The sequence below is a fragment of the Pseudomonas sp. NPDC086112 genome, from assembly GCF_044746425.1.
GTDB lineage: Bacteria > Pseudomonadota > Gammaproteobacteria > Pseudomonadales > Pseudomonadaceae > Aquipseudomonas.
On record NZ_JBIVCD010000017.1, the window covers coordinates 80,858 to 104,431 of the forward strand.

19 protein-coding genes and 1 pseudogene are annotated in these 23,574 nt (G+C 60.8%); 6 read left to right on the forward strand and 14 right to left on the reverse strand.

Annotation, left to right across the window (positions count from 1 at the left end):
• Positions 1–1,039, forward strand: a 1,039-nt coding sequence (locus ACIPLA_RS14680; protein ID WP_401173729.1) for a dihydroxy-acid dehydratase, incomplete at its 5' end; no start/stop codon positions are given.
• A gap of 229 nt (positions 1,040–1,268) precedes the next feature.
• Here the strand turns inward: ACIPLA_RS14680 and ACIPLA_RS14685 are convergent.
• Positions 1,269–2,324 (reverse strand): haloacid dehalogenase-like hydrolase, encoded by a 1,056-nt coding sequence (locus ACIPLA_RS14685; protein ID WP_218395323.1) that lies wholly within the window; start codon positions 2,322–2,324, stop codon positions 1,269–1,271.
• 238 nt (positions 2,325–2,562) lie between these two features.
• Here ACIPLA_RS14685 and ACIPLA_RS14690 point away from each other — a divergent pair, with 238 nt between their 5' ends.
• Entirely contained in the window at positions 2,563–3,954 is a 1,392-nt protein-coding gene (locus ACIPLA_RS14690) for an L-cystine transporter (RefSeq protein WP_218395324.1), read from the forward strand.
• Between the two features lie 117 nt (positions 3,955–4,071).
• Here the strand turns inward: ACIPLA_RS14690 and ACIPLA_RS14695 are convergent, their stop codons facing one another.
• Entirely contained in the window at positions 4,072–4,584 is a 513-nt protein-coding gene (locus ACIPLA_RS14695; protein WP_218395325.1) for a dihydrofolate reductase, read from the reverse strand.
• A gap of 85 nt (positions 4,585–4,669) precedes the next feature.
• Here ACIPLA_RS14695 and ACIPLA_RS14700 point away from each other — a divergent pair, with 85 nt between their 5' ends.
• Positions 4,670–6,049: a DUF2868 domain-containing protein gene (locus ACIPLA_RS14700; RefSeq protein ID WP_401173732.1), complete on the forward strand. Its 1,380-nt coding sequence runs from the start codon at positions 4,670–4,672 to the stop codon at positions 6,047–6,049.
• On the forward strand, positions 6,042–7,418 hold the full coding sequence (locus ACIPLA_RS14705) for a GTPase/DUF3482 domain-containing protein (RefSeq protein ID WP_192344941.1): 1,377 nt from the start codon (positions 6,042–6,044) through the stop codon (positions 7,416–7,418). The genes ACIPLA_RS14700 and ACIPLA_RS14705 overlap by 8 nt, the downstream gene beginning before the upstream one ends.
• Before the next feature lie 210 nt (positions 7,419–7,628).
• Here ACIPLA_RS14705 and ACIPLA_RS14710 read toward each other — a convergent pair.
• The 7 genes and pseudogenes from ACIPLA_RS14710 to ACIPLA_RS14740 all read right to left on the reverse strand — a co-directional run.
• Positions 7,629–7,835 (reverse strand): annotated as a pseudogene (locus ACIPLA_RS14710) (phosphohydrolase); the annotation flags it as partial.
• Positions 7,835–8,968 (reverse strand): TIGR03364 family FAD-dependent oxidoreductase, encoded by a 1,134-nt coding sequence (locus ACIPLA_RS14715; protein WP_218395327.1) that lies wholly within the window; start codon positions 8,966–8,968, stop codon positions 7,835–7,837. The gene ACIPLA_RS14715 and the pseudogene ACIPLA_RS14710, both read right to left, overlap by 1 nt.
• Positions 8,969–9,113: 145 nt before the next feature.
• The gene (locus ACIPLA_RS14720) at positions 9,114–10,139 is read right to left on the reverse strand and encodes a putative 2-aminoethylphosphonate ABC transporter substrate-binding protein (protein ID WP_218395328.1); all 1,026 of its coding nucleotides are present in this window, start codon (positions 10,137–10,139) and stop codon (positions 9,114–9,116) included.
• 37 nt (positions 10,140–10,176) lie between these two features.
• Complete coding sequence (locus ACIPLA_RS14725; RefSeq protein WP_401173735.1) at positions 10,177–11,898, reverse strand: putative 2-aminoethylphosphonate ABC transporter permease subunit; 1,722 nt, start codon at positions 11,896–11,898, stop codon at positions 10,177–10,179.
• Positions 11,898–12,974 carry a putative 2-aminoethylphosphonate ABC transporter ATP-binding protein gene (locus tag ACIPLA_RS14730; protein ID WP_218395330.1) on the reverse strand — a complete coding sequence of 359 codons (1,077 nt, stop codon included), beginning with the start codon at positions 12,972–12,974 and terminating at the stop codon, positions 11,898–11,900. The genes ACIPLA_RS14725 and ACIPLA_RS14730 overlap by 1 nt, the downstream gene beginning before the upstream one ends.
• A 224-nt stretch (positions 12,975–13,198) precedes the next feature.
• Positions 13,199–14,062 (reverse strand): LysR family transcriptional regulator, encoded by an 864-nt coding sequence (locus ACIPLA_RS14735; RefSeq protein ID WP_007897791.1) that lies wholly within the window; start codon positions 14,060–14,062, stop codon positions 13,199–13,201.
• 16 nt (positions 14,063–14,078) lie between these two features.
• Positions 14,079–16,334: a heavy metal translocating P-type ATPase gene (locus ACIPLA_RS14740; protein WP_218395331.1), complete on the reverse strand. Its 2,256-nt coding sequence runs from the start codon at positions 16,332–16,334 to the stop codon at positions 14,079–14,081.
• Between the two features lie 84 nt (positions 16,335–16,418).
• On the opposite strand from ACIPLA_RS14740, the gene cadR reads away from it, so the two are divergent.
• Entirely contained in the window at positions 16,419–16,868 is a 450-nt protein-coding gene (cadR, locus tag ACIPLA_RS14745; RefSeq protein WP_007897786.1) for a Cd(II)/Pb(II)-responsive transcriptional regulator, read from the forward strand.
• A 21-nt stretch (positions 16,869–16,889) separates the two neighbouring features.
• On the opposite strand, the gene ACIPLA_RS14750 is transcribed toward cadR, so the two are convergent.
• The 4 genes from ACIPLA_RS14750 to ACIPLA_RS14765 form a co-directional block, all read right to left on the reverse strand.
• Complete coding sequence (locus ACIPLA_RS14750) at positions 16,890–17,723, reverse strand: hypothetical protein (RefSeq protein ID WP_218395332.1); 834 nt, start codon at positions 17,721–17,723, stop codon at positions 16,890–16,892.
• A 148-nt stretch (positions 17,724–17,871) separates the two neighbouring features.
• Positions 17,872–18,843, reverse strand: a complete 972-nt coding sequence (locus tag ACIPLA_RS14755; protein WP_218395333.1) for a thymidylate synthase — start codon at positions 18,841–18,843, stop codon at positions 17,872–17,874.
• A gap of 64 nt (positions 18,844–18,907) precedes the next feature.
• The gene (gene lgt, locus ACIPLA_RS14760; RefSeq protein WP_008007345.1) at positions 18,908–19,714 is read right to left on the reverse strand and encodes a prolipoprotein diacylglyceryl transferase; all 807 of its coding nucleotides are present in this window, start codon (positions 19,712–19,714) and stop codon (positions 18,908–18,910) included.
• Between the two features lie 82 nt (positions 19,715–19,796).
• Positions 19,797–20,579: a sulfite exporter TauE/SafE family protein gene (locus ACIPLA_RS14765; protein WP_218395334.1), complete on the reverse strand. Its 783-nt coding sequence runs from the start codon at positions 20,577–20,579 to the stop codon at positions 19,797–19,799.
• Between the two features lie 134 nt (positions 20,580–20,713).
• Between ACIPLA_RS14765 and ACIPLA_RS14770 the strand changes: the two genes are divergently transcribed.
• Entirely contained in the window at positions 20,714–21,460 is a 747-nt protein-coding gene (locus ACIPLA_RS14770; RefSeq protein ID WP_401173738.1) for an NRDE family protein, read from the forward strand.
• Positions 21,461–21,590: 130 nt separating this feature from the next.
• Here ACIPLA_RS14770 and ptsP read toward each other — a convergent pair.
• Positions 21,591–23,574 (reverse strand): phosphoenolpyruvate--protein phosphotransferase (gene ptsP, locus ACIPLA_RS14775; protein WP_401173740.1); only part of this gene is annotated, 1,984 nt, incomplete at its 5' end.

The following is a 23,574-nucleotide window of genomic DNA, read 5'->3' on the forward strand; positions in this document are numbered from 1 at the left end:
CCTGGACATCGCCATGGGCGGTTCCACCAACACCATCCTGCACTTGCTGGCCGCGGCCCAGGAAGCCGAGATCGATTTCGACCTGCGCGACATCGACCGTCTCTCCCGCCATGTGCCGCAACTGTGCAAAGTCGCGCCGAACATCCAGAAGTACCACATGGAAGACGTGCACCGTGCCGGCGGGATCTTCAGCATCCTCGGCTCCCTGGCCCGTGGCGGCCTGTTGCACACCGACCTGCCGACCGTGCTCAGCAAGACCCTGGCCGAAGGTAACGCCAAGTGGGACATCACCCAGACCACCGACGAAGCCGTGCATCACTTCTTCAAGGCCGGCCCGGCGGGCATCCCTACGCAAACCGCGTTCAGCCAGTCGACCCGTTGGGAAACCCTGGACGACGACCGTGAAAACGGCTGTATCCGCAGTGTCGAACATGCTTACTCGAAAGAAGGCGGCCTGGCCGTTCTGTACGGCAACATCGCTCTGGACGGTTGCGTGGTGAAAACCGCCGGCGTCGACGAGTCGATCCACGTCTTCGAAGGCAACGCGAAGATTTTCGAAAGCCAGGACAGCGCCGTACGCGGCATCCTCGCCGACGAGGTGAAGGCCGGCGACATCGTGATCATCCGTTACGAAGGCCCGAAAGGCGGCCCGGGCATGCAGGAAATGCTCTACCCGACGTCTTACCTGAAATCCAAAGGCCTGGGCAAAGCCTGCGCCCTGCTCACCGACGGCCGCTTCTCTGGCGGCACTTCGGGCCTGTCCATCGGCCACGCTTCACCAGAAGCCGCTGCTGGCGGCGCGATCGGTCTGGTACAGGATGGCGACAAGGTACTGATCGACATTCCGAACCGCTCGATCAACCTGTTGATCAGCGATGAAGAAATGGCCGCGCGCCGTGTCGAGCAGGACAAGAAAGGCTGGAAACCGGTGGAAGTGCGCCCACGTAAAGTGACCACGGCGCTCAAAGCCTATGCCCTGTTGGCCACCAGCGCCGACAAGGGTGCGGTACGTAACAAGGCGATGCTCGACGGTTTGTAATACTTAACCGTCGAACAAAAAAATGCCCCGCCAAGTGCGGGGCATTTTTTTGCATGTGCCGATCACAAACATTTCAGGCAACCCGAATCAAACTGTGGGAGCGGGCTTGCTCGCGAAAGCGGTCTGACAGACAACATTGATGTTGAATGTTATGGCGCCTTCGCGAGCAAGCCCGCCCCCACATTTGTACTATGTGGCCTTTGAGAGTGAGTCTGGCAGCAACTCGGTCTTACTGAATCTCTTCAGGCTTGACGATCACCCAGTTCTTGTCCGCCGTCACCGCTAACCCTTCTTTCGCCTGGGCTGCTGCGTTTTTGGCCATCATGCCGTTAATCTGGGTCATGTATTTGTCTTTGCGGTTGACCCACAAATGGATACCGCCCTTGGACACGTCGACGCTGTGGAACAGCATGTAGCCATCGCTGGTCGGGGTATCGCCGCCCACCAGGACCGGTTTTTTCCATTCATCGATGTACGTCAGAATCGCCGCCTGTTTGCCGGCCATCCAGGTGGCCGGGGTCCACAGGTACGGCGTCAGCTCAAGGCCCAGGTTGGCCTTCTCGTCATACTTGCCGGCGGTGACCTGCTTGCGTGCCGTGGTCAACTCGCCGGTCTTGCGGTCCTTGAGCATTAGGCTCACGCCGATCACGTTCTGCGGCTTGACGTTGTAGCCGTACTTCGGATCGGAGGCGACCATGCGCACCAGTTCTTCGGAGGCGGCGGTCATCACATAGACCTCGATGCCGTTCTCCATCAGCTTGTTGTAGAGCTCTTTCTGACCGGTGAAGATTTTCGGCGGGTTGACGTCGATGGTCTTGACCACGTCGCCTTCGTAATAAGTGCTCGGCACCGGTTTGCCAGACGCCATCAGCTCATCGACGTTGCCCTTGAGTTCCTGAAGGGTGAAGCCGGAAAACACTTGGGCGACCCATGGATAGCAAACCATGTCGTCGATTTCACAGAGGCGATAGTAATAGCTGAACAGGCTTTCCTTATGGTCAGCGGTGTCCTTGAACGGGATCAGTTTCAGGGAGGGATCGAGGCTCTCGCGGGTGATCAGGCCCTTGTTTTCCATGAACGGCAACAAGGACTCTTCGAGGTCGTAGCGGTAACTGGTGTTGTCCATGTCGAACACCGCGAAGTTACCTTTGTTGGCATTGGCCGCGATCATCGCGTCCAGCGCCTTGGCCTGATCGGCTGGCCAGTGTTTCAGGTCCGTAGCGAACGCCTGGCCGGCAAGGCCCAAGCAGAATACGGCAGCCAGAAATTTCGGTGCGAGCTTCATCTGCGTTTCTCCCTGATTCAAAGATATCGACGCTAACAAATCTGTATGACAGTCCCCGCCTGCCCGCGACCGCTTGCATCCTGATTCCGCCAACTGCATTCCTCACAGCGGCATCGGCTTATTCCAAAAACGACAGTCAACCGCTGTTTTTGATATTAAATCATTACATATCAAGCTGTTAGGCTTGCCGGTTCGCAGTCACACACGAAGGTGGCTGGCACAAGTCTATGGAGCCTCTATGAATCTGCCGCTGATTCTCAATCTGCTGGTGTTCCTCGCCTTGCTCTTTGGCCTGGCGCAAACCCGTCACACCACCTGGAGCCTGGCCAAAAAGGTTCTGCTCGCGCTGGTACTGGGCGTGGCATTTGGTGTCGCTCTGCACACGATTTATGGTGCCGGCAACCCGGTACTGAAAGCCTCGATCAGCTGGTTCGATCTGGTGGGCAACGGTTACGTGCAATTGCTGCAAATGATCGTGATCCCGCTGGTGTTCGCCTCGATCCTCAGTGCCGTGGCACGCCTGCACAACGCTTCGTCGCTGGGCAAAATCAGCTTCCTGACCATCGGCACGCTGCTGTTCACCACCGCTATCGCGGCGCTGATCGGCATCGGCCTGACCAACCTGTTCGGCCTCACCGCTGAAGGCCTGGTCGCTGGCACCCAGGAAATGGCTCGCCTGCAAACCATTCAGAGCGACTATGCGGGCAAGGTCGCTGACCTGAATGTGCCGCAGCTGCTTCTGTCGTTCATCCCGCAGAATCCGTTCGCCGACCTGGCTCGCGCCAAGCCGACCTCGATCATCAGCGTGGTGATCTTCGCTGCGTTCCTTGGGGTCGCAGCGTTGCAACTGCTTAAGGATGATGTCGAGAAAGGTCAGAAAGTGATCAACGCCATCGACACCCTGCAAGCCTGGGTGATGCGCTTGGTGCGTCTGGTGATGAAGCTGACCCCGTACGGCGTATTGGCGCTGATGACCAAAGTGGTCGCCGGCTCCAACCTGCAAGACATCATCAAGCTCGGCAGTTTTGTGGTGGTGTCCTACATTGGCCTGGGCTTGATGTTTGTGGTCCATGGCATGCTGGTGTCAGCTGCCGGGATCAACCCGCTACGGTTTTTCCGCAAGATCTGGCCGGTGCTGACGTTTGCCTTCACCAGCCGCTCCAGTGCCGCCACCATTCCGCTGAGCATCGAAGCCCAGACCAGCCGTTTGGGTATTCCACAGTCGATTGCCAGTTTCGCCGCCTCGTTCGGCGCGACCATTGGCCAGAACGGCTGCGCCGGTCTGTACCCGGCAATGCTGGCGGTGATGGTCGCGCCGACCGTGGGCATCAACCCGCTGGACCCGCTGTGGATCTCGACGTTGGTGGCGATTGTGACGCTGAGTTCGGCCGGTGTGGCCGGGGTTGGTGGCGGCGCGACCTTCGCCGCATTGATCGTGCTGCCGGCCATGGGTTTGCCGGTGTCACTGGTGGCGTTGCTGATTTCGGTTGAGCCGCTGATTGATATGGGTCGTACGGCGTTGAACGTGAGTGGCTCTATCACCGCTGGGGCGATCACCAGCCAGATCATGCAGCTGACCGATAAGCAATTGCTGGATGCTGACGAGCATGGGGCGTTGGCTCAGGCTTGATCGACGACCGGTAGACCGCTTTCGCGAGCAAGCCCGCTCCCACATTAGTCCTGCGGTTAAGCACACATCGTGTGTAACCCCAGATCCAATGTGGGAGCGGGCTTGCTCGCGAAGCTTTTAGGCCTTTTCCCAAACCTCGAAGCTATACGCCGGTTTGTCACCCTCCGCCGGATTCGGAACATTCGACACCAGCTTCCACTGGTTCAAATCAAACTCCGGAAACCACGCATCCCCTTCCGGACTCAGCGCCACACGCGTCAGGTACAGCCGATCAGCCTGTGCCAACCCTTGCGCATACAACTGCGCCCCGCCAATCAGCATCACCTCATCGACGCCCTGCTCGTTCGCCCATTCCTGCGCGCGAACCACCGCTGCCTCCAGCGACGGATAAACCTCCGCGCCTTCCAGCTGCAGATCCACCTGACGGCTGACCACGACGTTCAACCGGCCCGGCAGAGGACGACCGAGGGAATCCCAGGTCTTGCGCCCCATGATGATCGGTTTGCCAAGGGTGGTGGCCTTGAAGTATTTGAAGTCCCCCGGCAAGTGCCAGGGCATGCTGTTGTCGACGCCGATCACACGGTTTTCACCGAGGGCTGCAATCAGGCTGAGGGGGAGTGATTTAGTCATGTCGGCGAGGATACCAGAGCCTCCCTTACCCCGATAAGCGTCACAGCGGTTATGCTCACCGCTCAATTAAGCGACGGGATGCCGCGTGACTGAACTGACGCCCCTGCAAAACCTCTGGCTGAGTGAAACCATACGTCTGCGTGAAGAACACGCAGGCCCCTTGGACGATCTGGAAGCCAATCGAATCGCCCGTAGCGCCGGCGGCGACCTGCCGACGCGCATTCAACGCCGCGCCCTGTGGCTGGCCGAGCGCGACGGGCAGACCCACGCCCTCAAACATTGGCTGCAAGGCGCGCGACTGGCGCTGATCGTGCTGGCCGTTCTGGCCGTGATCAGCGGCGCCGGCCTGGCGTTTGCCGCACTGGGCGATGGTCAGACCCCGGTCAATGTGTTCTGGGCGTTGGGCAGTCTGCTCGGGCTGAATCTGATTCTATTGTTGAGTTGGGCCCTGGGCCTGGTGTTCGCCGGAGAACAAGGCGCCGCCCTTGGACGTTTGTGGTTGTGGCTCAGTGAAAAACTCGCCCGCGATGCCAACGCCGCGCAACTGGCGCCGGCCCTGCTGCTGTTGCTGCAACGACAGAAACTCAATCGCTGGGCGCTGGGCGTGCTGGTCAACGGGTTGTGGTTGCTGGTGATGCTCAGCGCTTTGGTGATGGTGCTGACGCTGATGGCGACCCGGCGCTACGGCTTCGTCTGGGAGACCACCATTCTCGGCGGCGACACCTTCGTCGCCATGACCCAAGCCCTCGGCGCCCTGCCGGCCTTGCTCGGTTTCAGTGTGCCCAGCGTGGAGATGATCCGCGCCAGCGGCGATGCTGCGCTGAACATCGAAAGTGCCCGACAGGCCTGGGCGGCGTGGCTGGTTGGGGTGCTGCTGGTGTACGGCGTTTTGCCGCGCCTATTGCTCGCATTGTTCTGCCTGTGGCGCTGGAAAACCGGTCAAGCAGCCCTGCATCTGGATTTGAACCTGCCCGGCTACGCCCAACTGCGCGAACGGCTGATGCCCACCAGCGAACGCCTGGGCATCAGCGATGCCGCGCCGGAGCAACTTCATCGGGTTGAAAGCGCTGTCAGCGATCTGCAAAGCGCTGGCGCGCTATTGGTGGCCATCGAACTGGACGACCAACGCCCCTGGCCGCCGCAGCTGCCGAAAAACGTCAACAACGCCGGCGTGCTCGACAGCCGTGAATCCCGGCACAAACTGCTCGAACAGCTAAGTCGTTTTCCCCCGGCCCGTCTGGCCATCGCCTGTGACCCACGGCGTTCGCCGGACCGTGGCAGCCTGGCGCTGATTGCCGAACTGTCTCGCAGCGCTACCGCCACCCGTGTGTGGTTGTTGCAAGCGCCGCCCGGCGAAGCGCTGGATGCCGAACGCCTGGGCGACTGGCATGTTGCGCTAAAACAACTGGACCTGCCGTTCGCCGATTGCGCGCCGTTGAACTGGCTGGAGACGGGTCATGACTGATACCTGGAAACAGCCCTTGAAGCTCGCCGTGGTCGGCCACACCAATGTCGGCAAAACCTCGTTGCTGCGAACGCTGACGCGAGACGTCGGCTTCGGCGAAGTGTCCCATCGTCCCAGCACCACCCGCCACGTCGAAGGCGCGCGCTTGTCGGTAGACGGCGAGCCGTTACTCGATCTGTTCGACACGCCGGGTCTGGAAGACGCCATCGCCCTGCTCGACTACCTCGAGCGCCTGGAACGTCCCGGCGAACGCCTTGACGGCCCGGCACGACTGGCACGATTCCTTGAGGGCAGCGAAGCCCGACAGCGCTTCGAACAGGAAGCCAAGGTGCTGCGGCAACTGCTCGCCTCGGACGCCGGCCTCTATGTGATCGACGCCCGGGAACCGGTGCTGGCCAAGTACCGCGACGAACTGGAAGTGTTGGCCAGTTGCGGCAAACCGCTGTTGCCGGTGTTGAATTTTGTCAGCAGCGCCCAGCATCGCGAACCTGATTGGCGTGAAGCCCTGGCGCGTCTCGGTTTACATGCCTTGGTGCGTTTCGACAGCGTCGCGCCACCGGAAGATGGCGAGCGTCGACTCTACGAAAGCCTCGCGCTGCTGCTGGAAAACGCCCGCGAACAATTGGAGCGCTTGATCGCTGATCAGCAGGCCCAACGCCTGGCCCGTCAGCAGAGTGCAGCGCGGCTGATTGCCGATTTATTGATCGATTGCGCCGCCTGTCGTCGCAGTGTGGTCAGCGAGGCGGCGCAGGAACAGCAAGCGATCAGCGAACTGCGCAAAGCGGTGCGTCAGCGCGAACAACGCTGCGTCGAGGCGCTGCTCAAGCTCTACGCCTTCCGCCCACAAGATGCGGCGGCCAGTGACTTGCCGCTGCTCGATGGCCGCTGGGGCGATGACCTGTTCAACCCGGAAACCCTGAAGCAGCTCGGTGTGCGGGTCGGCGGCGGCATCGCGGCCGGCGCGGCGGCCGGGGCCGGGGTCGATCTGCTGGTGGGCGGCCTGACCCTCGGCGCAGCGGCACTGGCCGGAGCGATTGCCGGTGGCGCCCTGCAAACCGCTCGCAGTTACGGCAGCCGTTTGCTGGGCAAGATCAAAGGCCAGCGAGAACTGACCGTCGACGACGGCGTGCTACGGTTGTTGGCGTTACGCCAACGGCAATTGCTACAAGCGCTGAGTTCCCGTGGACACGCAGCGATGGACAGCATTCAGGTCGCCACGCCGCAGGACAAAACCTGGCGCGAAGGCAAACTGCCCGAAGCGCTGAACAAGGCGCGGGCGCATCCGCAGTGGTCGTCGCTTAATCCGAATTCGAAGTTGAGTCAGGGGGAGCGGCAGGAGCAGGTTGAGGTGTTGGCGCAGCAGTTGTAGAGTCCGAGTGATGTGCTGTTCAGGCGGACCCCTTCGCGAGCAAGCCCGCTCCCACATTGGATCTGCGTCGTACACAAAATCTCTAATAACTGAAGATCAAATGTGGGAGCGGGCTTGCTCGCGAAGGCCGCACCTCGGTCTAACTGTCCTAGGCCACCAGCAGCCGCAACGCCTTTGCCTTCAAGATGCCCAGATCCATCACCGGCACCTGCTCTCGGCGCCCTCGGCGCAGAGATGCCCGATGTCATGAAAGAACGCCGCCAGCACCACTTCATCATCGAACCCCTCGGCCATCGCCAGTTCCGCCGCCTGAGACATGTGCTCGATCTGCGACACCGGTTCACCGATGTAATCGTTGTCGCCAAAACGCTCGTACAGACCGAACACCTCGGCGATCACTTGCTCATGGCGGTCCATCAACTGTCTCCCAATAAGGTCGCAACGTTACGTTCGGCCATCGCCGGCCCGACGCTCATGCCGACACCGGTGTGCATCAGCGCCACGCTCACGCCTGGCATCGGGCGCAGAAAGGAGAACGGCCCCGGTCCGCGTGAACCATAGACGCCCTGCCAGCGTTCGATCACTTGCACCTTGCAACCCAACGTCTGCTCGGCCAGTTCAATCATCCAGTCATCCACCTGCTCGGCATTGAACGGTGATGGATCGCTGCCGTAATGGTGGGAGTCGCCGATGATCAACTCACCGTAAGGCGTCGGGCTGATCAGCAGGTGAATGCCATTTTCATGCAGATGGGGTGCCTCGCGCAGAATCTGCGCCTGCACCGCGGCGGCTTCCGACAAATCGGCGAAGGCGCCGTAATGGACGCAACTCAGACCGGTGAGCAGCGCGTGTTGCAGGTTGAGGTTGATCTGCGGGCGGGCGCGGAGCATTTGCAGGCGGCAGATTTGCGGATTCAGTTCGGCAATCGGCTCGGCCAGCAGCGTTTGATAATCGTGACCGGAGCAGACGATGATCTGCTCGGCGCTGAAGGTGCCAGCGGTGCTGTGCAAGCGGCCCGGCTCGATGTCGCGCACCAGCGTTGCGAAGTGAAACTCGACGCCCAGTTCGCGGCGCAGGTAGTCGATCAACGCCGGAATCGCTTCGCGGGAGTACAGCTGCTGGTCGTCCATGCCGTGCAACGCGGCACGGTGATGGCTGAACTGGCCGCCGTATAAATCGCGCAATGCCGCACCACGCAGCAGGTCGACGCGGTAACCGTGCTGCATGGCGCGACCGGCGCAGAAGGCTTCCAACAGGTGTTCTTCCGCTTCGGTGCGGGCGAACAGGTACGAGCCGTTGCGCTTGAGCTGCAGGCCCGCCAGTTGTGCCCATTGGCCCCAGATGTCGCGGCTGGCCTTGGCCAGTTCAAGCATTGGGCCGGGTGGCTGGCCGGTGACCAGGGCCTGGCCGAAGTTGCGCACCGAAGCGCCGAGCGGCGTTTCGCTGCGTTCGAAAACGGTGACTTTCAGACCGCGCTTGGCGGCGGCGTAGGCGTGGGACAGACCGAGGATGCCGGCGCCGACGATCAGCATATCGCTGTGTTGTGTCATGGGGTTTTGTCCTGAATTCCAAGCCGCCTTCGCGAGCAAGCCCGCTCCCACATTTGATCTGTGTCGTTCACAAATTTAGTGTCCGCTGGAGATCTACTGTGGGAGCGGGCTTGCTCGCGAAGGGGCCCTGTCAGCCTACGAAGATTTACTTGGCAGCCACTTTCTCGGACTTGCCGTCATAGCGCTTGCGCCACTCGGTCAGGATTTCGTCACGATTCTTCGAGGCCCAGGCAAAGTCGTTCTTGATCAGACGCTGCTCATAATCCGCCGGCAGTTCGGTCTGCGGCTTGGCGATACCCGGTTGCGCGAGCACCGCGAAGTTCTCTTTATAAAGCTCCATCGCCGCCGGGCTCGCCGAGAAGTCCGCCAGTTTCTTCGCCGCCTCTTCGTGGGGCGTGCCTTTGATCACGGCGGTGGCTTCGATCTCCCAGCCCAGGCCTTCTTTCGGCAGGATGATGTCCAGCGGCGCGCCCTGGCGTTTCAATTGAACAGCCGGGTATTCAAAGGAAATTCCGATCGGGAATTCACCAGCGGCCGCAAGCTTGCACGGCTTGGAACCGGAGTGAACGTACTGGCCGATGTTCTGGTGCAGGTCGTCCATGTACTGCCAGCCCTGCTTCTCGCCGAAGGTTTGCAGCCAGGCGCTGACGTCGAGGAAACCGGTGCCGGACGAGGCCGGGTTGGGCATGACGATCTTGCCTTTGTACTCAGGCTTGGTCAGGTCCTGCCAGCTTACGGGTTTGGTTAAGCCCTGCTTTTCGGCCTCGACGGTGTTGAAGCAAATGGTCGCCGCCCAGACGTCCATGCCGACCCAAGCTGGCGGGTTGGCGGCATCTCGGTAGTTGCTGCCGATCTTGCCGAGGTCTTTCGGTGCGTAGCTTTGCAGCATCCCTTGCTGATCGAGAATCGCCAGGCTCGACGCCGCCAGGCCCCACACCGCATCAGCCTGCGGGCGGGCTTTTTCGGCCAGGAGTTTGGCGGTGATGATGCCGGTGGAATCGCGCACCCACTTGATCTCGACGTCCGGGTTGGCCTTTTCAAAAGCCTCTTTGTAGGTCTTCAGTTGTTCGGCTTCGAGGGCGGTGTACACCGTCAACTCGGTTTTCGCCGCAAAGGCGTTCAGGCTGAAAGCGGTGAGGACAGCAGCGGCCAGGGCCAAAGGCTTGAACATGATCTTTTCCTGTTTGAGTTGAGGTGTGGGGGGCAAATCAATGACTGGGCGCGGTCTGCCGCCAGGCCTGGGAGCGGCGCAACAAACCGCGCGAAGCCCAGGCCAGCAGCAGGGACACACCCGCCGAGGTGAACAGAATCAGGGTCGACATCGCCGCCGCGCCGCCGACGTTGCCGGCGTCGTCCATGTTAAGCACCGCCACCGCTGCAAGGATGGTGTCGGGGCTGTAGAGGAAGATCGCCGCCGAGACGGTGGTCATGGCCGAGACGAACAGGTAGCGCACGATGTCCAGCAACGCCGGCAGGCAGATCGGCACAGTGACTCGCAGGTAGTGCCGGTACAGCGGCGCCTTGAGCGACAGCGCGGCGGCTTCGAACTCGGCATCGAGTTGACGCAACGCGGTGGTGGCGGTCATTTGCGCAGTGGTCAAATAGTGAGCAATGGTGCAGACCACCAGCAGGGTCATGGTCCCGTAGAGCACATGCAGCGGGTTGCCGCTGAGGTTGAAGAAGAAGACGTAACCCAGGCCCAGCACCAGACCTGGCACCGCCATCGGTACGAAACTGAGCATGCGCAGTGTCAGATTCAGTCCGCGCTGGCCACGGGTTTTTTCCATCAGGTAAGCACCGGTGAAGATCAGCACACTGCCGATCAACGCCGTACACAACGCCATCTTCACGCTGTTGCCGTATGCCAGCCAGCCGCCCGCGGTGTCGTTGAACTGGTAATGGTTGAGCGACAGCGACAGGTTGTACGGCCAGAATTTCACCAGCGACGAGTACACCGCCATACCGAACACCAGCAGCAACACTGCGCAGATCAACAGCACGATGGCCAGATAACAACCGTCGCGCAGCTTCGATGGCGCCGGTTGAAACACTTGCGCCCGACCGCTCATGGAATCGCCATGACGCCGACGCAGCCAGGCGTCGACGCCGAAGCTGAACAGCGCCGGCAGCAGCAAGACCATGCCGATCAGCGCGCCGCGACCGAATTGCTGCTGGCCGACCACGGCTTTGTAGGCCTCCAGTGCCAGCACTTGATAGTCGCCCCCGACCACCACGGGCACGCCGAAGTCGGTGATGGTCAGCGTGAACACCAGACAGAACGCCGCGAACACAGCCTGACGAGTCGCAGGCCAAGTGATGCTGCGAAAGGCCTTCGCCGGACTGGCGCCCATGCTGGAAGCAGCATCGAACAGTCGCGCATCCGCCAGGGACAGCGCCGACAGCAAAATCATCAAGGCGTGTGGGAAGGTGTAGATGACCTCCCCGAGAACAATGCCCCAGAAGCCGTAGATATTGTCCGAGAGCAAACCGCGCAACATGCCCTGATTGCCGAACAGGTAAACCAGCGCAATCCCCGGCAGCATCGACGGCGCCATCAGCGGCAACAACGACATACCGCGCCAGATGCCTTTACCGGGAATCAATGTACGTTGCAGCGCGTAGGCAAACAGGTAGGCCAGCGGTACGACAATGGCCGCGACGCTGACAGACACTTTCAGGCTGTTGCCGAGCAACCAGTGGAAATTCGCACTGGTCAGCAGTTCACGGGCAGCCACCAGTCCACCGCCCTGCCCGGCTTCAGAGCTGAAACCGCGCCAGAAGATCGCCAGCAATGGCATCAACACCGCAACGCCAAGCAACACCAGCAACAGAACCTTGCCGCCGACCACGAATAGCCGATCGCCGATCTCGGCACGGGAGGTCTGCCGAACCTGCTTGTGCGGTATCGGCAGCGCGACGTTCGCGCTCATCAGGCAAACACCTGCAGGCTGCGCGGCGGCAAGGCGACCATGATCTGCTGCGCGCCAAGACGCGGCATGGCTTCCGGCGCCAGTTCCGCCAGTAGTGCGTGGCCCGGCAGTTGATCGAGTTCGAAGCTCATGCGACAGCGGTTGCCGAGAAAAGTGATCTCGCGAACCTTGGCCGGGAACAGGTTCTCTTCATGCACCGGCGGGTTGACGTTGATCGCCTCGGGGCGGCAGAACAAACGGCCCGAGGCGGTTTTAGCGCTGCCTTCGGCCAGGCGCATGTTCATCCCGCCGACCTGGGCATGACTGTCGCTGCTGCGGTGGAATGGCAGCCAGTTGCCCTGACCGACGAACTCGGCCACAAACGGTGTGGCCGGGCGGTCGTAGATTTCCTGCGGCGTGGCGTACTGCTCGACCTTGCCGTTGTTCATCACGGCGATGCGGTCGGCCATCAGCATGGCTTCGTCTTGATTATGGGTGACCATCAGGGTGGTGACGCCGAGGTTGCGCTGCAATTGGCGCAGTTCGGTGCACAGATGCTCGCGGACCCGGGCATCGAGCGCCGACATCGGTTCATCCAGCAGCAACAAGGACGGTGCCGGCGCCAAGGCCCGAGCCAGTGCGACTCGCTGCTGCTGACCGCCGGACAACTGACCCGGGTATTTTTTCTCACTGCCGATCAGGCCGACCAGTTCCAGCATCTGACCGACGCGCTGGCGCACTTCATCGCGACTGCTGCCGGCGAGGCCGTAGGCGATGTTCGCTTCGACGGTCAGATTGGGGAACAGGGCGTAGGACTGGAAGAGAATGCCGTAATCCCGAGCCTGAGGTGCCAGGTGGGAAACGTCGCGATCGCCGAGGTATAACTCGCCGCTGTCTTGTTTCTCAAGGCCGGCGATGCAGCGCAGCAAGGTGGTTTTGCCACAGCCCGACGGCCCCAGGAGGCACACCAGCTCACCCGCCGCGACGTCGAGGGAAACGTTATCCAGCGCGGTGAACGCACTGAAGCGTTTCTGCACACCGCGCACTTTCATCGGCGCACCGGGGTTGGTCAGGGCAGTTGCAGTCGAGTGGTTCATGGACAGACCTCATCAAGCAGATGAGGGCCATCCTAGGTTTGCAATGCGTCCGTCATGTGGCAATGAGGCAAAAACGGCCGATAGTGGTATTCGGGGATTTGGGTTGGATGCCGCGGCGTACCGACGGACGCCTTCGCGGGCAAGCCTCGCTCCTACAGAGGAATGCGATCAATCTGTAGGAGCGAGGCTTGCCCGCGAAGAGGCCATAAGCATCGCCACAAGTCTCAGGCCGGAGCCATTTCCTGCGCCAACCCCAGAAACGCCGCCGGCAGCCGCGCACCTTTTCGCTCTTTGAGGCAATACAGATACTCGGGAATCTGCGGTGCATTTTCGATAGTCAGCACCCGCAATTGCGGATCATGCGGCACTTCCTGCCGAGCAATGATGCTGATACCAATGTTGCGCAATACCGCTTCACGAATCGACTCCCGGCTGCCAATCTCCAGCAGCGGCCCGAAACTCACCCCGGCGCCGGCCAGCAACTCTTCGGTCAAGCGCCGAGTGGTCGAGCCCGATTCGCGCATCAACAAGGTATGCCCCGCCAGCGCACTGAGCGGCACATGATCATGCACCGCCAGCGGATGATTGCGGTGCACCGCCAGCACCAGTGGATCGCTGCCGAGCACCCGGCGAATCAGCCGCGCATCGTCCAGCAACTGCGAGGACGCCGCGACATCGACCCGGTAATCCTCCAGCGCTTCGAGCACCTGTTGGGAGTTGCCGATTTCCACCGACACCTCAACTTGCGGCAAGCGCTCGCGAAAGGTCTTCACCAGATCGAGGATGTAATACGGCGCGGTAGCGGCGATGCGCAACGTGCCCTGGACCTGACCGCTGTTGCGCAGGAAGAACTCGATGTCGGCTTCCTGCTGCAACAGCGCCTTGACCATCGGCAACAACCGCGCGCCTTCGTCGCTGACGCTGAGGCGGCGACCGCCACGGTAGAACAGCTCAACCGAGTACTGGCTTTCCAGATGCCGAATCTGGGTCGTTACCGTCGGTTGGCTCAGGCCGAGTTTTTTCGCCGCCAGGGTAATACTGCCCAACCGGGCAACCATGTAAAACGCCTTCAGCTCGGCACTCAGCACACCCTTCCCTCATCGTCTATTTGCGCAACAGGCGCAAACCGTTGAACACCACCAACAGGCTCACGCCCATGTCAGCGAACACCGCCATCCACATGGTGGCGATCCCGGCGAAGGTTACCCCAAGAAAGATCGCTTTGATGACCAATGCCAGGGCAATGTTCTGTTTGAGGATATTCGAGGTCTGCCGCGACAGGCGGATGAAAGCCGGAATCTTGCGCAGATCGTCGTCCATCAGGGCGACATCAGCGGTTTCGATTGCGGTGTCGGTGCCGGCCGCCGCCATGGCGAAACCGATCTCGGCCCGCGCCAGTGCCGGTGCGTCGTTGATGCCGTCGCCGACCATCCCGACCCGATGGCCTTGGGCATACAGCGTTTCGATGGCTTGCAGCTTATCGGTCGGCAACAGATCGCCCTGCGCCTGATCGATGCCCACGTGGGCGGCGATGGCCTGGGCGGTATGAACGTTGTCGCCGGTCAGCATCAGGGTTTTGATGCCCAACTCATGCAACTGCTGGATCGCTTCGCGGCTGGATGCTTTCACGGTGTCCGCGACGGCAAACAGCGCCAGGGGGCCCGACTTGTCGAGCAACAGCACCACGGATTTGCCCTGTTTCTCCAGAGCAAACAGCTGCTCTTCCAGCGCTGGCGAACACAGGCCCAAATCTTCCACCAGGCGGTGATTGCCCAAGTGGTAGAGCTCACCGTTAATCTCGCCGCGCACACCACGCCCCGCCAGGGCTTCGAAGTTATCCACAGTCAGCGGCACAGGATGCTTATCCACAGCCGCGTTGGCGATAGCCAGCGACACCGGGTGATCCGAACGACCGGCCAGTGCCGCCGCAATGGCCGGGGCAATTGCATCAGCGATTGGATCGAGGGACACATAGTCGGTCTGCACCGGTTTGCCGTGCGTGAGGGTGCCGGTCTTGTCGAGGGCCAGGTAATCGAGTTTGTGGCCGTGCTCCAGATAGACGCCACCCTTGACCAGAATCCCTTTGCGCGCCGCAGCCGCGAGACCGCTGACGATGGTCACCGGGGTAGAAATCACCAAGGCACACGGGCAGGCGACCACCAGCAACACCAGCGCCCGGTAGATCCAGTCGAACCACAGCGCATCCATGAACAGCGGCGGAATCACCGCCACGGCCAGGGCCAGGATAAACACCGCCGGGGTGTAGATTTTCGAGAAACTGTCGACGAAACGCTGGGTCGGGGCGCGTGCCCCCTGAGCCTGTTCCACGGCGTGGATAATCCGCGCCAGGGTCGAATTGTTCGCCGCAGCGGTTACCGTGTATTCCAGCGAACCGGACTGGTTGATGGTGCCGGCGAACACTTTGTCGCCGATGGTTTTTTCCACCGGGAGGCTTTCACCGGTGATCGGCGCCTGATCGATGGTCGAGTTGCCGGACAACACTTCGCCGTCCAGACCGATCCGCTCGCCAGGACGCACCCGCACCCGCGCACCCAGTTCGATGTTTTTGACCGGTTGTGCGATCCAACTGCCGTCGGCCTGTTGCACCGTGGCCTGCTCGGGGGCCATCTGCATCAGCCCGCCGATGGCGTTGCGCGCCCGGTCCAGAGACCTGGCTTCGATCAATTCGGCCACGGTGAACAGAAACATCACCATTGCCGCTTCCGGCCATTGACCGATCAGAATCGCGCCTGTCACCGCGATGCTCATCAGCGCGTTGATGTTCAGGTTGAGGTTTTTCAGGGCGATCCAGCCCTTTTTGTAAGTGCTGAGGCCACCGCTGAGAATCGAAATCAGCGCGATAACTGCCACCACCCAGTTTGGCGCCGCACTGGTGAAGTGGATAAGCTCGGCGGCCAGCGCGCCAACGCCGGACAATGCCAATGGCCACCAGGGCTTTTTCTCAGGCGCCGGAATTGGCGCTTCAACGCCCGGCTCCAGCGGCTCGGCGTGCATGCCGAGCGACTTGATCGCATCGATGATCGGCGCGGTGCCTGGCAGGTCATGGGTCACGCCCAACACCCGGTTGATCAGGTTGAATTCCAGTTGCTGCACACCCGACAGCTTCCCGAGTTTGTTCTGGATCAGCGTCTGTTCCGTCGGGCAGTCCATGGCCTCGATGCGGAAACTGCTCAGCCGCGCACCGGCAGTCGGCGTCTCGCTCAACTTGATCAGCGACGGCGCTGCTGCTTTGGAGGAACAGCAGGAATCCCCGTGGCCGCCATGGTCATGCCTGGACACAGGCTGCAGCTTGTGGCTGTGATCGTGCCCGGGTTTGTGGGTGTGAAGAGAATCGCTCATTGTTCGCGTCCATGAAGGTGCCTGTTGCCAAGTAAAGACCCTGTAGCCACTATAGGGTCAAGCACCCTTTTGGAGATTGTCGCGATGAAAATCGGAGAACTGGCGAAACTCACCGACTGCGCCGTGGAAACCATCCGCTACTACGAGCGCGAAAACCTGCTGCCGGAGCCGGCCCGCAGCGACGGCAATTACCGCGTCTACACCCAGGCCCACGCCGAGCGCCTGACCTTCATCCGCAACTGCCGCACCCTCGACATGACCCTCGAGGAGATCCGCAGCCTGCTGGCCCTGCGCGACAGCCCGCAGGATCAATGCGAAAACGTCAACGCGTTGATCGACGAACACATCCACCATGTGAAAGCTCGAATCGATGGTTTGCTGGCCTTGCAGACACAACTGCTCGACCTGCGCCAACGCTGCAGCGAAGGGCCGGATATCGATCAGTGCGGGATTTTGCAGCGGCTGGAAGTGAGCGGCGGGGTTGTGGCGACGGAGGTTGAGCATTCTCATGTTGGCAGGAGTCATGGGCATTGAATCCGTCACCATTCAAGCCGATTACACCAATTTGAACTCGAGGATCCCGTTGTTTCCCATGCCATAGCTGATGCCGGGCACCATCCCGGACCCCAGAAAAAGGCTGCAAAACAGATGAACGAGCTCACCGCGATGGCCTTGATAGACAGAAGGCTCAACCCGGAACTCCAGGGGTGAGTCGGGGCTTACCGCCAATTTACGCTGATAGTCTCTCCAGGCTCCGCCTGCCCCGCCATTCGGGCTACTTTTCCAGAACATTTCGATGGCGTTGTTTGTTTGCAGGTTTTCAATCCGGGGGATGGTCAGGATAACGCCATCGGGATGTTGATCGATCTCCAGTACATCTTCCAAGACCCCTTCAATAGACACCCGGTCGGTTTGAATCAGTGCCGGGGCCAACGTCATGAACAAAGAGCGAGAAGGTAGATGGTTTTCCTCTCTTACGATCACAAAAATGACTTCACACCTCTTTCCTTCAAACTTCCGGGCTTCCTCATCTGAAACAACAAAATGCAGCGCGGTGAAATTCAGTACCCATTGGGGTAATGACTGGAAGCTCTCGCCGGTCCCGTCCAATGCCTGCCATTGCACTCGAACCTGATCGTATAGCTGAAACTCCAACTCGTTCGGATACACCACCACTCGCAACGAATCAACGAAGATGGGCGTCCCAGTGAGTATTTCCATGGGCACCACACATCCCCATGGAGCGAGGCTCGGAATGAAATGAAAGAGCCCCGAGCGGCTTTCACAGCCAATGAGTGGTGAACTGGCCAATTCGGCGCGCAAGCGCGGCGCAAGGCTTGAATGTTTCTCCGAAAAGCCGGCAGGCGCATGAGGCACGTTGATCGTCATGAAGAGGCTCCTGAACAAGAAGAGGGTGTTGCTGACCCGGCCTGATGGCCTTGGGATCAGTCAAACACCCTCTCGTTTATTCGCCTACTGTCATAAATGACAGTTCAATAGACCTTTTCCTAATAAAAAAGACCGCCGATCAAAACTATCAAACCGCCATCGGCGCGGTCATCGGCGCGTGGTGTTCATAGCCTTCCAGCGAGAAATCGCTCGGCTCAATCTGCTCCAGCCATTCCGGCTGATAAACACCGGTCTTGGCAAACTCCGGCACGCGGTCGGAAATCACCAGTTTCGGCATCGGGAACGGCTCGCGCTTGAGCTGTTCGTTGAGCATGTCCAGGTGGTTTTCGTAGACGTGGGCGTCGCCGATGAAATAGGTGAACCAGCGCGGTGTGTAACCGGTCAGGCGACCGATCAGGCTCAGCAGCGCGGCGCCTTCGGTGAGGTTGAACGGCGTGCCCAGGCCCAGGTCGTTGGAGCGGATGTAGAGGGTCAGGGAGATTTCCCTGGTCTCAACATTCGGGTGGAACTGGTACAGCAAGTGGCACGGCGGCAGGGCCATTTCGTCGAGCTGGGCGACGTTCCAGCCGTGGAACAGGATGCGACGGCTGCCCGGGTCCTTGATGATGGTGTCGACGCACTGGCGGATCTGGTCGATCGCCTTGTACAGCACCACATAGGCCTGACCGTCTTCTTCGCCTTCGGCAATCTGACGATAACCCTGACTCAGGGTCTGCTCGATGGCGGCCTGGTTGCTGACCGGAATCTGCTTGTACGCCGGCCATTTGCGCCATTGCACGCCGTAGATCTCGCCGAGGTCGTCTTCACCCTGACGGAACGGGTTGGCCAGCCACTGCGCGTTTTCGTTGGCGTTCTGGTCCCAGACCTTGCAGCCCAGCGCACGGAATTCGGCGGCGTTGTTCACCCCGCGCAGAAAACCGCACATCTCGCCGATGGCCGATTTGAAGGCCATCTTGCGAGTGGTGATCGCCGGGAAACCTTCCTGCAGATCGAAGCGCAGCATCGCGCCCGGAAAGCTGATGGTGTTCACGCCCGTGCGGTTGGCCTGTTTGGTGCCGTTTTTGATGACGTGGGCGACCAGTTCGAGATATTGCTTCATGAATTACCTGTGTCCTTGAACCCGGGACCATCGCCCCAGGGTTCGAATTTATAGCGCCTGCTTCTTATACAGCAGCTGCGGGGGCCGCCGGGGCGCGCCGATAAGCCAGCCAGATCAGGAACAGCCCGCCGACGATCATCGGTACGCACAGCACTTGGCCCATGGTCAGCCAGTTCCAGGCCAGATAACCCAGTTGCGCGTCCGGCACGCGAACGAATTCGACGATGAAGCGGAAGATGCCATAGAACAGCGCGAACATCCCGGACACCGCCATGGTCGGCCGCGGCTTGCGCGAGAACAGCCAGAGGATCGCGAACAGCGCCACGCCTTCCAGCGCAAATTGGTACAGCTGCGACGGATGACGCGCCAGTTGCGCCGGATCGGTCGGGAAGACCATCGCCCACGGCACGTCGGTCGCCTTGCCCCACAACTCGGCGTTGATGAAGTTGCCGATACGCCCGGCACCCAGGCCGATCGGCACCATCGGCGCGACGAAGTCCATCAGCTGGAAGAACGACTTGTCGTTCTTTTTACCGAACCACAGCGCCGCCAGCATTACACCGATAAACCCGCCGTGGAACGACATGCCGCCCTTCCACACTTCGAAGATCAGGGTCGGGTTGGCCAGATAGGCGTTCAGATCGTAAAACAGCACATAACCCAAGCGGCCACCGACAATGACGCCCATCGACATCCAGAACACCATGTCGGAGAGTTTCTCCTTGGTCCAGGTCGGGTCGAAGCGGTTCAGCCGGCGTGATGCCAGCCACCACGCGCCGCCGATGCCGATCAGGTACATCAGGCCGTACCAGTGGATTTTCAGCGGACCGATGGCCAGGGCCACCGGGTCGATCTGCGGGTAAGGCAGCATTGCGACTCCTCGTTAGAGTTGAAACCTTCAAATGCCCGGGCGACGCTGTCACGCCAGGATTAAGCCAGGATTGCGCTACGCGTCAGAGCAAGAAGCTCAAGCCGACGCAAAACAGCAAAGCGGCAAATAGTCTTTTCAGCAAGCGCGGCGACAGCCTGTGGGCCAGTCGCGCACCGAGGCGGGCGAATACCATGCTGGTCAGGGCGATCCCCAGCAGCGCCGGCAAATAAACAAAACCGAGACTATGGGCCGGCAGCAGTGGATCGTGCCACCCCAGAATCATGAAACTTAATGCACTGGCCAAGGCGATTGGCAGGCCACAGGCCGACGAAGTGGCCACCGCCTGCTGCATCGGCAGGCTGCGCCAGGTCAGGAACGGCACGGTCAACGAGCCGCCGCCGATCCCGAAAATCGCCGAGGCCCAGCCAATCACACTGCCAGCCACGGTCAAACCGACTTTGCCCGGCACCGTTCGGCTGGCCTTGGGTTTGAAGTCCAAAGCGAGTTGAACGGCGATGATCAGCGCAAATACACCAATGATCTTCTGCAAATTCGGCCCGGAAATCGCTTCGGCAGTCAGTGCGCCGAAACCGGCACCGATCAGAATACCTAGCGTCATCCAGGCAAAAATCGGCCAACGCACGGCGCCGCGGCGATGGTGCTCGCGAACCGCATTGACCGACGTAAAGATGATCGTCGCCAGGGAGGTGCCGACTGCCAGATGCGTCAGGATCGAGGCATCAAATCCCTGCAAGGTGAAACTGAACACCAGCACCGGGACAATGATGATCCCGCCGCCTACTCCAAACAGCCCGGCCAGCACGCCCGCACAGGCGCCCAGCGCCAGATAGAGCAGAAATTCCATGGCCGCATCCCCAAGCATCCCGAATCAGGAGCGGCATGGTAACGGAAGCATGGCCTCGGGCTCCACTGTGGATGGCGATGGATCGATGAGCGATGTCTGCGTAGAGTGAGCAAAAAACACACAAGGACCACCTTATGTGCCTGATTGTTTTTGCCTGGCGGCCGGATCATGCCCAGCCACTGATCGTGGCGGCCAACCGCGACGAATTCTATGCCCGGCCCAGCCTGCCCCTGGCGCAATGGCCACATGCCCCGCACGTGTACGCCGGTCGCGACCTGGAGGCTGGCGGTACGTGGCTCGGGGTCGGCGCCAACGGCCGCTTCGCCGCGCTGACCAACATCCGTGATCCCCTTCAGCCGCCGGCGCGCAAGTCGCGAGGCGAACTGGTGGCGCAGTTTCTCAGCGGGGAGATGTCGATTGACGACTATTTAAAGGACGTTGTCGGACGTTCGCCTGAATATGCCGGGTTTAATCTGTTGATTGGCAATGCCAACGAGCTATGGCACTTCAATGCCCGGGAGACGGAGGCAGTCATGCTCCAACCGGGCATTTATGGGTTATCTAACGCAGGGCTGGATACGCCGTGGCCGAAAGTGCTCAAGGCCAAGGCAGCATTGAGCGAGGTGTTGGACGATCCGCAGCCGCAGGCGCTATTGGCTTTGCTGAGCGATCCGCAGACGGCACCGCTTGCCGAACTGCCAGACACTGGCGTGGGACAGGCCACCGAGACGTTGTTGTCGAGCGTGTTTATCAAGAGCCCGACTTACGGGACACGGGCGAGCACGGCGTTGATTGTTCAGGCGGATGGGGGGCGGCATATGGTCGAGCGGAGTTTCGGGCCGTATGGGGGGCATTTGGGGGAGGTAGAGATCAGGATTTGAAGATGTGGTGTGTTTGCGGACGCCTTCGCGGGCAAGCCTCGCTCCTACAGAACTTGTGTTGGTCGCCGGAAATGGACACGACACATAATCTGTAGGAGCGAGGCTTGCCCGCGAAGAGTCCGTCAGTCTCTTAGAGGGTTTTGACCGAAGCCGGATTGATCATCCGCGCCAACCCAAGGTTCTTCAGCGCCAACTGCAGCGAGCTGTGGATAACTTGCGGGTTGTCGATGGTCATCAGTTCCGCCAGCAATTCCTTGGCCTTGCTCAGGTTGATCTGACGCAGCATCCACTTCACTTTCGGCAAGTTGGTGGCGTTCATCGACAGGCTGTCGAAGCCCATCGCCATCAACAACACCGCCGCCGCCGGGTCACCGGCCATTTCGCCGCAGATACTCACAGGCTTGCCTTCGGCATGAGCATCACGCACCACGTTCTGTAAGGCTTGCAACACTGCCGGGTGCAGGTAGTCGTAGAGATCGGCCACCCGCGGGTTGTTGCGGTCCACGGCCAGCAGGTACTGGGTCAGGTCGTTGGAGCCGACCGACAGGAAGTCCACTTGTCGCGCCAGTTCCCTGGTCTGATACACCGCCGCCGGAATCTCGATCATCACGCCAACCGGCGGCATCGGCACGTCGGTGCCTTCGTCGCGGACTTCGCCCCAGGCCCGATGAATCAGGTGCAGGGCTTCTTCCAGTTCATGGATGCCGGAAATCATCGGCAGCAGAATACGCAGGTTGTTCAGGCCTTCGCTGGCCTTGAGCATGGCGCGGGTTTGCACCAGGAAGATTTCCGGGTGGTCGAGGGTCACACGAATGCCGCGCCAGCCGAGGAACGGGTTGTCTTCCTTGATCGGAAAGTACGACAACGCCTTGTCGCCGCCGATGTCCAGGCTGCGCATGGTCACCGGTTGCGGATGGAACGCGGCGAGCTGCTCGCGATAGATTGCCAGCTGCTCTTTTTCGCTCGGGAAGCGCTGGTTGATCATGAACGGCACTTCGGTGCGGTACAGACCCACGCCCTCGGCACCGCGCTTCTGCGCCCGTGCCACGTCCGCCAGCAGGCCAGTGTTGACCCACAGCGGCATGCGGTGGCCATCGACCGTCACGCACGGCAGATCCCGCAATGCATCCAGCCCGAGGGCCAGTTGCTTCTCTTCCTCGACCACTTCGGCGAACTGCTTGCGCAGCACGTCACTGGGGTTGGTATAGACCTCACCGTGGTAGCCGTCGACGATCATCTGGATGCCGTCGACCTTGGAGTACGGCAAGTCGACCAGGCCCATCACCGTCGGAATACCCATGGCGCGCGCCAGGATCGCCACGTGGGAGTTGCCGGAACCGAGTACCGACACCAGACCCACCAGCTTGCCTTCCGGCACCTCGCCGAGCATCGCCGGCGTCAGTTCTTCGCTGACCAGAATGGTGTTGTCGGGGTAGACCAGGGTCTGCTGCCGCTCTTCCTGCAGATAAGCCAGCAAGCGCCGACCGAGATCCTTGACGTCCGAGGCGCGCTCACGCAAGTAGGCGTCGTCCATCAATTCGAATCGGTTGACGTGTTCGGTGACCACCTGACGCAACGCGCCCTGAGCCCACTGACCGGTCTTGATCACCGTGGTAATTTCGCTGCCGAGCGAGGCATCGTCGAGCATCATCAGGTAAACGTCGAACAGCGCGCGTTCTTCAGGCCGCAGCTGGGTCGCCAGCTTGGCGGACAAGGCACGCATGTCGGCGCGCACGCCTTCGATGGCGGTCTTGAACAGCGCAAGCTCTGCGTCAATGTCGGCGATAGTCTTGTCCGGCACCACATCCAGATCGGCCGGCGGCAGCATGACGACCGCGGTTCCGACCGCCGCGCCCGGCGAACCCGGTACCCCGACGAACTTTGCTTCCTGGATACCTTTGCCCTGCCGCCCCAGACCACGGATCGAACCGGTGGCCTCGGCGTGGGCGATAACGCCGGCAAGTTGCGCGCTCATGGTCACGAGGAAGGCTTCTTCACCTTCATCGAACTGGCGGCGTTCTTTTTGCTGAATGACCAACACGCCGACAACGCGACGGTGGTGAATGATCGGCGCCCCGAGGAACGAGGCGTAGCGCTCTTCACCGGTCTCGGCG